Here is a 13,048-nt window from a genome sequence, read left to right as displayed (position 1 = left end):
CCCTCAACATAATTTAAACATTGTTAACAGTAAAGACTCCCATCAATAAATCCATCGATGATGACGACTTTGGGGTCAGAGGCGGAGCAGGCTGCCCCGGTCGTCGACCTGGTCGGCCGAGTCGTCGTCCAACCAGATGCCGTCGGCGGCGAGGTAGCGGAAGACGTACTCCCCCGGCGGCAGCTTCACGGTGACCGTCCGCATGCCGTCGCGGCGGATCACCAACTCGTGTCGACCCGGCTCCCAGCCGTTGAAGGAGCCGACGACGCTCACCGGGCCGGGCGGGGAGTCCCGAGGCAGGCAGAAGGTGACCCGGGTCTGGTTGCCGAAGAGCTTGTTGCGCTTGATCACTGTGACCCTCCGGAGGTTGCGGCGGTTCACCTGGCACAACGGACAACACGCCGGAGCCGACACGCCGCACCGGCCGCCGGAGAAGCGGCGTTTCCGTCCACGCACGTCCCAGCGTGCGGCATTCTGGGCGAAAAGTCGGAATGAGGGGGTTGGCCATGGCCACGTGCGAGGTCTGCGGCAACGACTACTGGATGGCGTTCGAGGTGCACACCGTCAGCGGCGACGTGCACACCTTCGACTCGTTCGAGTGCGCGATCCACCGGATGGCACCGATCTGCGAGCACTGCCAGGTCAAGATCGCCGGACATGGGGTGGAGGTCAACGGCCGCTTCTTCTGCTGCGGACACTGCGCCCGCGCGGTCGAGGGCGCCGAGGGCGCCCAGATCCGCGACGCCGTCGGCGCGCGCCCGGCCTGAGGCGCCCGCCCGGCCCGACCGACCGCCCGGCCCGACCGACCGCCCGGCCCGACCGACCGCCCGGCCCGACCGACCGCCCGGCCTGAGCGACCCCGCCGTCGCGCCGGCCCGCGCCGCAACGCCGCGCCCGATCCCACCATCCTGCGGTACGGTCGTCGCCATGCGGCCACTGCTCGGCGTTCTGCCCCCGCCGCGCTCCTGATCGGAGCGCCGCGCCCTCCCCGACCCGGTGACCGACCCGGCTCGGCCCCCTGCCGTACGCGCTCCGTCGACGTCGTCCCCGTCAACGGCTCACCTTCGGAGCGCCTCCGTGTCCCTCTCCCGTACCGTGCCGCCGGCCGTCCCGGCCACGACCGCCAGTCCGACCCGCACCGGCCTGATCCAGATCACCGTCACCGGCGTGCTGTGGGGCACCACCGGCGTGGCGGTGCAACTCCTGCGTGACAGCACCGGGCTCAGCCCGGTGAGCATCGGTTTCCACCGCCTCGCGATCGCCGCGCTCGTGCTGCTGGCGTGCACCGCCGGCCGACTCGGCGCGCTCCGGTCCGCCCTGCGGGCGACACCCGTACCGCTGCTGCTCACCGGCCTCGGCCTCGGCCTCTACCAGGCGCTCTACTTCGTCGCGGTGGCGTGGGCCGGCGTCAGCGTCGCGACAGTGGTCAGTCTGGGCCTGGCCCCGGTGCTCGCCGCGGCCTGGGAGTCGGTGCGCGCCCGCCGGCTCCCCGGCCCGCTGCGCCTCGCCACGCTGGTCGCGGCAGTGGTCGGCCTCGCCCTGATCACCGGGGCGACGGCAGACCCCACCGCCGCCGCGCCCACGCCGCTGCTCGGCCTGCTCGCGGCGGCCGGCTCCGGCCTCGGGTACGCGGTGACCACCCTGATCAGCCGCCAGGCGTCCCAGCACGTCGCGCCGATGACGCTGACCACCATCTCCACGGTGACCGGAGCGCTGACCCTGGCCCCGTTCGCCGTGGTCGCCGGGGTCGGCGTGCCGGTCCGCCCCGACACCGTGGCCCTGCTGCTGCACCTCGGCGTGATCACCACGGCGGTGGCGTACGCCCTGTTCTACGCCGGGCTGCGGACCACCCCGGGCAGCGTCGCCGCCGTGCTGACCCTGCTCGAACCACTCACCGCGGCGGCGCTGGCGGTGGCGCTGCTGCACGAGCCACTTCCGCTGCCGGTCGTCGGCGGTGGTGTGCTGCTGCTCACCGCCGTGGCCGCCACCTACCTGACACCTCGACGAGACACCCCCTGAGCCGGCCTACCATCGTCGGATGCCCTCGCAGACCACCGAGATCCGGACGGCGTCCTTCGCCGACCTGAACGCCCGTACCCTCCACGACCTGCTCAAGCTGCGCATCGACGTGTTCGTGGTGGAACAGCACTGTCCCTACCCGGAGTTGGACGGGCGCGACGTCGAGCCGGGCACCCGGCACATCTGGCTGACCGATGGCGGCGCGCCGCTGGCGTACCTGCGGGTCCTGGCCGATCCGGACGGCACCGCCCGGATCGGCCGGGTGGTGGTCGCCCCGCAGGCGCGCGGCGGCGGGCACGCCGGCCGGCTGATGAGCGCTGCCCTGGACGTGGTGGGCAACCGGCCCTGCGTGCTGGAAGCCCAGTCGCACCTGGTCGCGTTCTACAGCCGGCACGGCTTCGCGGTCAGCGGCCCGGAGTACATCGAGGACGGCATCCCGCACACCCCGATGCGCCGCGACGTCATTGACGACTGACGATCGAGCTGGCATGGTTCCGGGTAGAGCCGTCGCGGGAGCCAGCGAATAGGCGCGGGAGTGGGCAACTCCCGCCGATCCGGGTGCCGTCGTCCGACCTCATCCCCCCGGGGGCTCCATGTCCACTCTCACCCGATCACGACGCGTGCTCTGGTTGTTAGCCATCGCGGCGACCAGCACGCTCCTGTTGACGACCGCTCTGAACACCATGCGGGCAGAGCCCGCCTCCGCGCACGGATCGGTCGTCGACCCGGCGTCGCGCAGCTACAGCTGTTGGCAACGGTGGGGCGCCGAGTTCCAGAACCCCCGGATGGCCACCGAAGACCCGATGTGCTGGCAGGCCTGGCAGGCCGACCCGCAGGCCATGTGGAACTGGAACGGGCTGTTCCGCGAGGGCGTGGGCGGCAACCACCAGGCCGCCGTCCCCAACGGCCAACTGTGCAGCGGCGGTCGCACCCAGAACGGTCGCTACAACGCGCTGGACACCATCGGCGCGTGGAAGACCACGGCGGTGTCGAACAACTTCCGGCTCCGCTTCTTCGACGGTGCCAGTCACGGCGCCGACTACATCCGGGTGTACGTGACCAAGCAGGGCTTCGACGCGCTCACCGAGCCGCTCGGCTGGGACGACCTGGAGTTGGCCGGTCAGATCGGCAACACGCCGGCCTCCCAGTGGAACCCGGACACCGGCGGTGTCTCCATCCAGATCCCGGTGAACGCGTCCGGGCGCACCGGACGGCACATCGTCTACACCGTCTGGCAGGCCAGCCACTTCGACCAGTCGTACTACCTGTGTAGCGACGTCACCTTCGGGGGCACGAGCACTCCGCCGCCGACGACCGCGCCGCCCACCACGGCCCCGCCCACCACCGCGCCGCCCACCACGGCCCCGCCCACCACCGCACCGCCCACCACCGCACCGCCCACCACGGCACCGCCCACCACCCCGCCGCCGGCCGGGGCCTGCACGGCGACGTACCAGGTCACCGGCCAGTGGTCCGGTGGCTTCCAGGCCGAGGTGAAGGTGAGCGCGGGCGGATCACCCACCAAAGGTTGGTCGGTGAGCTGGAACTATAACAACGGCCAGCAGGTCACCTCGTCGTGGAACGCGACGGTCAGCACCAACGGCTCGCTTGTCACCGCACGCAACGCCAACCACAACGGCACCCTCGCCGCCGGCGCGAGCACCACGTTCGGTTTCCTCGGCTCGTGGAACGGCAGCAACCCGGTTCCGCTGGTCTCCTGCACGTCGACCAGTTGACCTCCGTCCGGTGCCGCACCCGGGCGGGGGTGCGGCACCGGCCGGCGGTGACGGGCCGCCCGGATCAGACCAGGCAGTTGACGATCTCGGCGACCGAGCGGCGGCGACCGGTGTAGAAGGGAACCTCATCGCGGACGTGCCGGCGGGCGCCGGAGGCGCGCAGGTCCCGCATCAGGTCCACGATCCGGTGCAGCTCGTCGGCCTCGAAGGCGAGCATCCACTCGTAGTCACCCAACGCGAACGAGGCCACCGTGTTGGCGCGGACGTCCGGGTAGCCGCGCGCCATCTTGCCGTGCTCGGCCAGCATCTCCCGCCGCTCGGCGTCGGGCAGCAGGTACCACTCGTAGGAGCGGACGAACGGGTACACGCAGATGTAGGGGCGGGCCTCCTCGCCGGCCAGGAACGCCGGGATGTGGCTCTTGTTGAACTCGGCCGGCCGGTGCAGCGCCATCTGCGACCACACCGGGGTCAGCGACCGCCCCAGCGTGGTGCGGCGCAACCGCAGGTACGCGTCCTGCAGCGCGTCGGGGGACGCGGAGTGCCACCAGATCATCACGTCCGCGTCGGCGCGCAGACCGGCGACGTCGTACACCCCGCGGACCACCACGTCCTTGCCGGCCAACTCGTCGAAGAGGGCCACGACCTCGCCGGTGACGTTGTCCCGCAACGACGGCAGCGGGGCGCTGGCCCGGAACACCGACCACATGGTGTAGCGGATGCTGTCGTTGAGCTCCCGCAGGCGGGCCGCGTTGGTCTGCTCGGTCATGTCGCCGATCCTCCCAGTGCTGTGATGATCTCGTCGGCCGCCGTCTCGCCGGAGCGGACGCAGACCGGAATGCCGACGCCGTCGTAACCGGCGCCGGCGAGGACCAGGGTGGGGTACGCGGCGCGCAACGCCGCGCGTGCGGCGGCGACCCGGTCGGCGTGCCCCGGCGCGTACTGCGGCAGCGCACCGCCCCACCGCTGCACGTGCCCGTCGACCGGGGCGGGCAACGGGGTGCCGAGCACCGCCGAGAGTTCCCGGTGCACGGTGGTCGCCAGGTCCGCGTCGGGGCGCTGAAGGTGCGCCTCCTCGCCGTACCGGCCCACCGACGCCCGCACCAACGCCAGGCCGTCCGGCCGGCGCAGGTGCCCCCACTTCGTGGTGAAGAAGGTCGCCGCCTTGATCAGCAGGCCCTCGGTGCTGGGCACCAGGAAACCGGACAGCTCGGGCAGGTGCGGTTGCGGCAGCGCCAGCGTGACCAAGGCGACGCTCGCGTAGTCCAACTCGCCGACACCCTTCGCGGCCGCCGGGGCCGGACCCGCGAGCAGCCGGGCCGCCGGTCGCGCCGGCACCGCCAGCACCACGGCGTCCACGTCGACGAGCGCGGGGTCGCGCGTCGGGCCGACGGTGAGCCGCCAACCCGTGCCGGTCGGGGTCACCTCGCGGACGGCGGCGTCCCGCCGTACCGTCGCGCCGCTGGCCGCCACCGCGGCCTCGACCAGGGTGCTGAGCCCACCCACCAGGGTGCCGAAGATCGGAGCACCGGGGGCGCGCGGCGCGGCGGCCTGCGCGGCCCGGACCGCGCCGACCAGGGTGTGCTCCACCCGGGCCGTACGGGCCAGCGCCGGCATCGTCGTGACCAGGGAGAGATCGTCGGCGCGGCCCGCGTACACGCCGCCCAGCATCGGGTCGACCAGCCGCTCGACCACCTCGTCGCCGAAGCGGGACCGGACCAGCGCGCCCACCGAGACGTCCGCGTCCGGCCCGACCAGCGGCCGCCCGTCGTCGGTGTCGGCGTCCGCCGCCGGACGGGCGACCGTCCTCACCCGGTCCAGATCCCCCGGTACGCCCACCAGGGTGCCGCCCGGGATGGGGCGCAGCCCACCGTCGACGACCAGCGCGGCCTGCCCCACCGTGGGGTGCACGATCTTCTCGGCCAACCCGAGCCGCCGGATCAGGGTCACCGCGGCGGACTCCGCCCCGGTCGGGTCACGCATCAGGAACGACTCGGCCCCGAACTCCACCGGCTGGCCGGCCAACCCCCCGGTCCGCAGCTTGCCGCCCAGCGCGCCGGACTGCTCGTACACCGTGATCTCGGTGCCGGCCGGTGCGTGGTCGCGCAGGCGGACCGCGGCGGCCAGTCCGGCGATCCCGCCGCCGACCACCGCCACCCGCCAGGGCCGCCGCATGCCCGCTCAGCCCTGGTCGGCCCGGCGGCTGGACAGCTCGTGCACCAGCGCGACCACCCGGGTCAACACCTCCGGGTCGGTCTCCGGCAGCACACCGTGGCCAAGGTTGAACACGTGCCCGGGGGCCGCCCGGCCCTGCTCCAGGATGCGACGTACCTCGGCCTCCACCACCGGCCACGGTGCGAACAGCACGCACGGGTCCAGGTTGCCCTGCACCGCCCGGTCCGGGCCGATCCGCTGAGTGGCCACGTCCAGCGGGGTACGCCAGTCGACGCCGACCACGTCCGCGCCGGCCTCGCCCATCGCGCCGAGCAGCTCGGCGGTGCCCACCCCGAAGTGGATCCGCGGCACCCCGGCGTGAGCCAGCCCGCTCAGCACCGCGGTGGAGTGCGGCAGCACGTAGCGGCGGTAGTCGGCCTCGGACAGCGCGCCCGCCCAGGAGTCGAACAACTGCACGGCGGACACGCCCGCCTCGATCTGCACCCGCAGGAAGGCGAGCGTCACCTCGGACAGCCGGCCGCACAGCGCGTGCCACAGCTCCGGGTTGCCGTACATCAGGGCCTTGGTCTTCGCGTGGGTCCGCGACGGCCCACCCTCGACCAGGTAGCTGGCCAGGGTGAACGGCGCGCCGGCGAAACCGATGAGCGGGGTGTCGCCCAGCTCGACCACCAACTGCCGGACGGCCTCGTCCACGTACGGGACGTCGTCGCGGGTGATGGGGCGGATCCGCTCGACGTCGGCGAGGGTGCGGACCGGCTCGGCGACCACCGGACCGGTGCCCGGCACTATGTCCAGATCGACACCGGCCGCCGCGACCGGCACCACGATGTCGCTGAACAGGATCGCCGCGTCCACTCCGTGCCGGCGCACCGGCTGGAGCGTGATCTCGGTGACCAACTCCGGGCGACGGCAGGACTCCAGCATCGGCACGGTCGCCCGGATCTCCCGGTATTCCGGCAGCGAGCGGCCGGCCTGGCGCATGAACCAGACCGGGGTGTGCGAGACGGGCCGTCGCCGGCAGGCCCTGACGAAGGGCGAGTCGGCCGGTCCGCCGGGGCGGGGTTCTCCGTCTCGGGCGGCAGTGCCCGTGGGGTCCGTGGTCATCGCCGCAATCGTGCCACGCCCACCACCCCCGTCCCACCTGGGGTGAAAGGAAGAGCGACTTTCGCGGGCCTCCGGCGGCGCACGGGTGTCGGCGCGCCGTCGGAGCCGGGGGCCGACGGCGGCATAGGCTGCCGACATGGCCCCCCCGATCGCGCTCCCGGAGACGTTCGCCCGCGCGGTCGCCGGGCTGCGATCGGCGACCCCCCGGCCGGAGATCACGCTGGAGGAGGTCGGCGCCCCACAGCGGTTGGCCCCATACACGTTCGCGCTCTCCGCGACCGTCCTGCGCGACGGCGACGAGGTGGCGACCGGCCGGTTGATCCTGCTGCACGATCCGGTCGGCCACGAGGCGTGGCAGGGCACCCTGCGGCTGGTCACCTACGTGACCGCCGAGTTGGAGGTCGACCTGGCCGCCGACCCGCTGCTGCCCGGGGTCGGCTGGACGTGGCTGACCGACGCGTTGGACGCCCAGGACGCCGGCCACCGGGCGATCGGCGGCACGGTGACGCAGACCATGTCGACCCGGTTCGGTGACCTCGCCGGCCCGCCGACCGTGGGCGACATCGAGATCCGCGCCTCCTGGACGCCTGTCGACGACGAGCTGACGCCGCACCTGCTCGGCTGGTGTGCGCTGCTCGCCTCCACGGCCGGTCTGCCACCACCGGGGGTCACCGCCCTGGCCGATCGCCGGGCGGCCGGCGCGGCCTGACCCAACCGCTCCAGCGCCGGCGGCGGCGCTCCAGCGCGCGCGGCGGCGGAAGGCGCGGTTCGATGGCACTCACCAGCACGAATGGGCTTTGTCCGCCCCAACATCCGGTACGCGCAGGGACACCTCGCGGACACCTGATCGACACACGCCGGACCGGCTGCACCCGCCGGTTCACCGCGCGCACTAGGGTTGACAGGTGACCGACGAACCACCCCAGCGCCGTCGGCCCGCCGAAGAACTCCCGGGAAACGCACCCCAGCACCCGCCGTCGGCCCAGCCGCAAGCGGCGGACGACAGGGTCGACCCGACCGACGGTGGGCCCGTTCCGCTGATCGCCCCGCGTGACGGCACCCCCGATCCGGTGGCCGCCCCGGCCCAGCTCGCCGAGGTCGTGGCCCGCTTCGCGGCGGGCAGCGGCCCCGTCGCCCTGGACGCGGAGCGCGCCTCCGGCTACCGCTACAGCCAGCGCGCGTACCTGGTGCAACTACGCCGGGCCGGCGCGGGTACGGCGCTGATCGACCCGCTGCCACTGCCGGACCTCAGTGCGCTGGACGCGGCGATCGGGGACGCCGAGTGGGTGCTCCACGCGGCCAGCCAGGATCTGCCCTGCCTGGCCGAGGTGGGGCTGCGCCCGCGCCGGCTGTTCGACACCGAGCTGGCAGCTCGGCTGGCCGGGTTCGAGCGCGTCGGGCTGGCCGCGCTGACCGAGCAGCTGCTCGGGTTCACCCTGGAGAAGCACCACTCGGCCGCCGACTGGTCGAGCCGACCGCTGCCCGAGTCGTGGCTGACGTATGCGGCTCTCGACGTGGAGCTGCTCACCGACCTGCGCGACGCGCTCGACGCCGAACTGACCCGACAGGGCAAGTCGGCCTGGGCCGCGGAGGAGTTCGCCGCACTGGTCCGCACCGGGGCGCGCCCGCCGCGGGTCCGGGCGGAGCCCTGGCGGCGTACCTCCGGCATCCACCGGCTGCGCGGGGCGCGGGCGCAGGCTCGCGTCCGCTCGATGTGGTACGCCCGCGACCAGATCGCTTCCCGGCGGGACGCCGCGCCCGGTCGGGTGTTGCCCGACTCGGCGATCATCGCCGCCGCCGAGTTGGACCCGAAGGACGAGAAGACCCTGCTGACCCTGCCCGGTTTCGGCGGTCGGTCGGTCCGTCGGTTGGCCCGCACCTGGCTCGCCGCGCTCGACGACGCCCGGCAGTTGCCGGACGACTCGTTGCCGGTCTCCCCGACCGTGGAGGGTCCGCCCCCACCGCACCGCTGGGCCGAACGGGATCCGGTGGCGGCTGGTCGGCTCGCCCGTTGCCGGGAGGTGGTGATCCGCGTCGCCGGTGAGCACAACCTGCCGCCGGAGAACCTGATCACCCCGGATTCGGTACGCCGGCTGGCCTGGACGCCGCCGGAGGACCTCACCGAGGAGACGGTCGCGGAGACCCTGCGCGGCCTCAACGCCCGCGAATGGCAGATCGGCCTCCTGAACCCCGACCTAACCGAAGCCCTAACCCCCACCCCCTAACCCCCCGCCACGCCCACCCACCACCCACCCCCCCGTGGTTGATCATGGAGTTATTGCCACCGCAACCGGCGTGGCGTGCACAACAACTCCGTGATCGACCGAGGGGTGGGCCGGGGTGGGGTGGGGCCGGGGTGGGGTGCGGCCGGGGCCGGCGTGGGGGTGGGGTGCGGCCGGGGCCGGCGTGGGGTGGGGCCGGCGTGGCCGGTGTGGGGTGGGCCACAGGGGGACGTGCGACCAGGGTGGTTACTGGCGAGTAGCATTCGGGGGAACGTGCCCGTGTCGGCGACCCTCGTCCGGTCCGGCGTGCCGCATGGCCGAAGGCCGAATCATGGTCGAATAGGAGGCTCAAGTGCCCCGTGAAGTTCGGGATGTCGTCTTTGTCGACGGTGTCCGTACCCCGTTCGGCAAGGCGGGTGGCATGTACGCCAACACCCGCGCCGACGACCTGGTGATCCGCTGCATCCGTGAACTGCTGCGCCGCAACCCGCAGCTGCCCCCGGAGCGGGTCGAGGAGGTCGCCATCGCGGCCACCACCCAGATCGGCGACCAGGGCCTCACCATCGGCCGTACCGCCGCCCTGCTGGCCGGTCTGCCCAAGACCGTTCCCGGCTTCGCCATCGACCGGATGTGCGCCGGCGCCATGACCGCGGTGACCACCGTGGCCAGCGGCATCGCCATGGGCGCGTACGACGTCGCCATCGCCGGCGGCGTCGAGCACATGGGACACCACCCGATGGGCGAGGGCGTCGACCCCAACCCGCGCATCATCGCGGAGAAGCTGGTCGACCCGTCCGCGCTGGTCATGGGTGCCACCGCGGAGAACCTGCACGACCTGGTCCCGCACATCACCAAGGCGCGCACCGACGCGTTCGCGCTCGCCTCGCAGCAGAAGACCGCGAAGGCGTACGCCAACGGCAAGCTCCAGGACGACCTGGTGCCGATGTCCATCCGCGACGAGGAGGGCGGCTGGGGCCTGGCGACGGTGGACGAGGCCCCGCGGGACACCACGCTTGCGAAGCTCGCCACCCTGAAGACCCCGTTCCGCCCGCACGGCAAGGTCACCGCGGGCAACGCGGCCGGCCTGAACGACGGCGCCACCGCGAGCCTGCTCGCCGACGAGGCCACCGCCCGCGAGCTGGGCCTGCCGGTCGCCATGCGGCTGGTGTCGTTCGGTTTCGTCGGCGTGGAGCCGGAGGTGATGGGCGTCGGCCCGATCCCGTCGACGGAGAAGGCGCTGCGTCTCGCCGGGCTCAGCATCGACGACATCGGCCTGTTCGAGCTGAACGAGGCGTTCGCCGTGCAGGTGCTCGCCTTCCTCGACCACTTCGGCATCGCCGACGACGACGCGCGGGTCAACCCGTGGGGCGGCGCGATCGCCATCGGCCACCCCCTCGCCTCGTCGGGCGTACGGCTGATGACGCAGCTGGCCCGCCAGTTCGCCGAGCACCCCGAGGTCCGTTACGGCCTCACCGCGATGTGCATCGGCATCGGCATGGGCGGCACGGTCATCTGGGAGAACCCACACTGGACGGAGTCCAGCAAGCCGGCTCAGGGGGAGGGTGGCAACAAGTGAAGGCACCGAACGAGGTCGTCACCCGGGCGCTGCTGCGGCAGGTGAACGTACCGGGGCTGGACCGACCCGCCGCCCTGATCACGTTGGACAACGGGCTCGACCACACCAAGCCGAACACGTTCGGTCCGGGTGGGCTGGCCAGCCTGGACGAGGCGATCACCGCCGCGCTCGCCGCCGACCCGGCGTTCATCGCGGTCACCGGAAAGCCGTACATCTTCTGTGTGGGCGCGGACATCGTCGGCCTGCCGCAGCTCGCCGACCGCGCGCAGGCGCTGGAGATCGGCCGGCTCGGTCACCGGGTCTTCGCCCGACTCAAGGACAGCGCGGTCCCCACCTTCGCGTTCGTCAACGGGGCGGCGATGGGCGGCGGGCTGGAGTTGGCGCTGCACTGCCACTACCGGACGCTGTCCGGCGGCGCGGCGGCCCTCGCGCTGCCCGAGGTCTCCCTCGGTCTGGTGCCGGGCTGGGGCGGCACCCAACTGCTGCCGAACCTGATCGGCATCCCCGCCGCGACCCAGGTGATCATCCAGAACCCGCTGATGCAGAACAAGATGCTCAAGCCGAAGCAGGCCGCCGAGCTGGGCATCGCGGACATCCTGCTGGACCCGGCGGACTTCCTGGAGCGTTCCCTGGAGTGGGCCGCCGGCGTGGTCCGGGGTCAGGTCACCGTGAGCCGGCCCGAGGTCGACAAGGACATGTGGGCGGGCGTGCTCTACTTCGCCCGGGAGACGCTGAACCAGCGGCTGCACGGCGCGGTCCCGGCCGCGTACAAGGCCCTCGACCTGCTGGAGACGGCGAAGGACGGTGACTTCGCCGCCGGCACCGCCGCCGAGGACGAGGCCCTCGCGGACCTGGTCTTCTCCGAGGAGTTGCGCAGCGGCCTGTACGCCTTCGACCTGGTGCAGCGGCGGGCCAAACGACCGGCCGGCGCACCGGACAAGGGACTGGCCCGCACGATCACCAAGGTCGGCATCGTCGGCGCCGGCCTGATGGCCAGCCAGTTGGCGCTGCTGTTCGCCCGCCGCCTCCAGGTGCCGGTCGTCATGAGCGACCTGGACCAGTCCCGGGTGGACAAGGGCGTCGCCTACGTGCACACCCAGATCGAGAAGGCCGTCGTCAAGGGCCGGATGGACAAGGGCACCGCCGCCAAGCTGTACGGGCTGGTCAGCGGCACGACGAAGGCAGAGGCCTTCGCCGCGTCGACGCCGGGCCAGCCCACTTCGTTCGCTGACTGCGACCTCGTCATCGAGGCGGTCTTCGAGGACCTGGGCGTCAAGAAGCAGGTCTGGGCCGAGCTGGAGAAGATCGTCTCCCCGGAGGCGGTGCTCGCCACCAACACCAGCTCGCTGTCGATCACCGAGATGGCCGCCGACCTGGAGCACCCGGAGCGGGTGGTCGGCTTCCACTTCTTCAACCCGGTGGCGGTACTGCCGCTGCTGGAGATCGTCCGGGGCGAGCGCACCGACGACGTCACCCTGGCCACCGCGTTCGCGGTCGGCAAGCAGCTCAAGAAGTCGAGCGTGCTGGTCTCCGACGCGCCGGCGTTCGTGGTGAACCGGCTGCTCACCCGCTTCCTGGGCGCCGTCTTCGCCGCCGTCGACGCCGGCACCGGACTGGACGTGGCGAACAGCGCACTGGACCCGCTGGGCCTGCCGATGCGCCCGCTCGCCCTGCTCCAGCTCGTCGGACCGGCCGTCGCGTACCACGTGGGCGGCACCCTGCACGCGGCCTACCCGGACCGGTTCGGGGTCAGCGAGAACCTCAGGCGGATCGCCGACTCCGGTCGGCCGATCGTCGTCGACGACCAGGTCAACGACGAGGTGGCCAAGCTGCTCGTCGTCGGTGACCAGCCGCTGACCGCCGAGCAGGTACGCCAGAACGCGCTCGACGCGCTCGCGCAGGAGATCCGGCTGATGCTGGACGAGGGCGTGGTCGCCGAGGCGCAGGACATCGACCTGTGCATGATCCTGGGTGCCGGGTGGCCGTTCCACCTGGGTGGCGTCACGCCGTACCTGGATCGGACCGGCACCTCCGAGCGGGTCACCGGTCAGCGGTTCCTGCCACACGGGGCGGCGAGCCTGCCCGCCTGACGAGCCCACAGCGTCACCGTCGCGGGGGGGGGGGGGGGGGCCCGGGGGGGGGGGCCCCCCCCCCCCCCCGTTTTTTAAGAAACCCCCCCCCGGGCCGCCACCCCGGCGCCACCCCAGTGGCCGCCCCGC

General features: G+C 72.8%; 12 protein-coding genes. 8 read left to right on the top strand and 4 right to left on the bottom strand.

Features of this window, described 5'->3' with window-relative positions; translation table 11 throughout:
- Positions 1–75: 75 nt before the first annotated feature.
- The gene (locus ACFYPM_RS21525) at positions 76–351 is read right to left on the bottom strand and encodes a glycoside hydrolase (RefSeq protein WP_387199698.1); all 276 of its coding nucleotides are present in this window, start codon (positions 349–351) and stop codon (positions 76–78) included.
- 155 nt (positions 352–506) lie between these two features.
- On the opposite strand from ACFYPM_RS21525, the gene ACFYPM_RS21520 reads away from it, so the two are divergent.
- The 4 genes from ACFYPM_RS21520 to ACFYPM_RS21505 all read left to right on the top strand — a co-directional run bounded on the left by ACFYPM_RS21520 (position 507) and on the right by ACFYPM_RS21505 (position 3,755).
- A complete protein-coding gene (locus ACFYPM_RS21520; protein ID WP_387199695.1) occupies positions 507–767 on the top strand; it encodes a Prokaryotic metallothionein in 261 nt (86 codons plus the stop codon).
- A gap of 310 nt (positions 768–1,077) precedes the next feature.
- The gene (locus ACFYPM_RS21515; RefSeq protein WP_387199692.1) at positions 1,078–2,019 is read left to right on the top strand and encodes a DMT family transporter; all 942 of its coding nucleotides are present in this window, start codon (positions 1,078–1,080) and stop codon (positions 2,017–2,019) included.
- Positions 2,020–2,038: 19 nt separating this feature from the next.
- Entirely contained in the window at positions 2,039–2,494 is a 456-nt protein-coding gene (locus ACFYPM_RS21510; protein WP_387199690.1) for a GNAT family N-acetyltransferase, read from the top strand.
- Positions 2,495–2,612: 118 nt separating this feature from the next.
- Entirely contained in the window at positions 2,613–3,755 is a 1,143-nt protein-coding gene (locus ACFYPM_RS21505) for a lytic polysaccharide monooxygenase (RefSeq protein ID WP_387199687.1), read from the top strand.
- A 64-nt stretch (positions 3,756–3,819) separates the two neighbouring features.
- On the opposite strand, the gene hemQ is transcribed toward ACFYPM_RS21505, so the two are convergent.
- From hemQ to hemE, 3 genes are read right to left on the bottom strand one after another with little or no spacing between them, the layout of a single operon-like run.
- A complete protein-coding gene (gene hemQ / locus ACFYPM_RS21500) occupies positions 3,820–4,521 on the bottom strand; it encodes a hydrogen peroxide-dependent heme synthase (RefSeq protein ID WP_387199684.1) in 702 nt (233 codons plus the stop codon).
- Positions 4,518–5,927 (bottom strand): protoporphyrinogen oxidase, encoded by a 1,410-nt coding sequence (gene hemG, locus ACFYPM_RS21495; protein WP_387199681.1) that lies wholly within the window; start codon positions 5,925–5,927, stop codon positions 4,518–4,520. The genes hemQ and hemG overlap by 4 nt, the downstream gene beginning before the upstream one ends.
- 6 nt (positions 5,928–5,933) lie before the next feature.
- On the bottom strand, positions 5,934–7,031 hold the full coding sequence (gene hemE, locus ACFYPM_RS21490; protein WP_387199678.1) for a uroporphyrinogen decarboxylase: 1,098 nt from the start codon (positions 7,029–7,031) through the stop codon (positions 5,934–5,936).
- A 136-nt stretch (positions 7,032–7,167) separates the two neighbouring features.
- Between hemE and ACFYPM_RS21485 the strand changes: the two genes are divergently transcribed.
- The 4 genes from ACFYPM_RS21485 (at position 7,168) to ACFYPM_RS21470 (ending at position 12,919) form a co-directional block, all read left to right on the top strand.
- Entirely contained in the window at positions 7,168–7,740 is a 573-nt protein-coding gene (locus ACFYPM_RS21485; RefSeq protein WP_387199675.1) for a DUF3000 domain-containing protein, read from the top strand.
- A gap of 196 nt (positions 7,741–7,936) precedes the next feature.
- Positions 7,937–9,256, top strand: coding sequence for a ribonuclease D (locus tag ACFYPM_RS21480; RefSeq protein ID WP_387199672.1), 1,320 nt, complete (start codon positions 7,937–7,939; stop codon positions 9,254–9,256).
- A 349-nt stretch (positions 9,257–9,605) separates the two neighbouring features.
- Positions 9,606–10,829 (top strand): thiolase family protein, encoded by a 1,224-nt coding sequence (locus ACFYPM_RS21475; RefSeq protein WP_387199669.1) that lies wholly within the window; start codon positions 9,606–9,608, stop codon positions 10,827–10,829.
- On the top strand, positions 10,826–12,919 hold the full coding sequence (locus ACFYPM_RS21470; RefSeq protein ID WP_387199666.1) for a 3-hydroxyacyl-CoA dehydrogenase NAD-binding domain-containing protein: 2,094 nt from the start codon (positions 10,826–10,828) through the stop codon (positions 12,917–12,919). The genes ACFYPM_RS21475 and ACFYPM_RS21470 overlap by 4 nt, the downstream gene beginning before the upstream one ends.
- The last annotated feature ends 129 nt before the right edge of the window (positions 12,920–13,048 follow it).

Origin of the sequence: Micromonospora sp. NPDC005203 (assembly GCF_042872705.1) — a bacterium.
In the GTDB taxonomy this organism is placed as follows: domain Bacteria; phylum Actinomycetota; class Actinomycetes; order Mycobacteriales; family Micromonosporaceae; genus Micromonospora.
Note: the sequence above shows the minus strand (reverse complement) of the source record. Positions and strands in the feature narration are given on the sequence as shown.

What these genes read in the sequence shown, in the direction of transcription:
- ACFYPM_RS21520 (WP_387199695.1), top strand. Translation starts at nt 507, where the DNA reads ATGGCCACGTGCGAGGTCTGCGGCAACGACTACTGGATGGCGTTCGAG.
- ACFYPM_RS21510 (WP_387199690.1), top strand. Translation starts at nt 2,039, where the DNA reads ATGCCCTCGCAGACCACCGAGATCCGGACGGCGTCCTTCGCCGACCTG.
- ACFYPM_RS21505 (WP_387199687.1), top strand. Translation starts at nt 2,613, where the DNA reads ATGTCCACTCTCACCCGATCACGACGCGTGCTCTGGTTGTTAGCCATC.
- hemQ (WP_387199684.1), bottom strand. Translation starts at nt 4,521, where the DNA reads ATGACCGAGCAGACCAACGCGGCCCGCCTGCGGGAGCTCAACGACAGC.
- hemG (WP_387199681.1), bottom strand. Translation starts at nt 5,927, where the DNA reads ATGCGGCGGCCCTGGCGGGTGGCGGTGGTCGGCGGCGGGATCGCCGGA.
- hemE (WP_387199678.1), bottom strand. Translation starts at nt 7,031, where the DNA reads ATGACCACGGACCCCACGGGCACTGCCGCCCGAGACGGAGAACCCCGC.
- ACFYPM_RS21485 (WP_387199675.1), top strand. Translation starts at nt 7,168, where the DNA reads ATGGCCCCCCCGATCGCGCTCCCGGAGACGTTCGCCCGCGCGGTCGCC.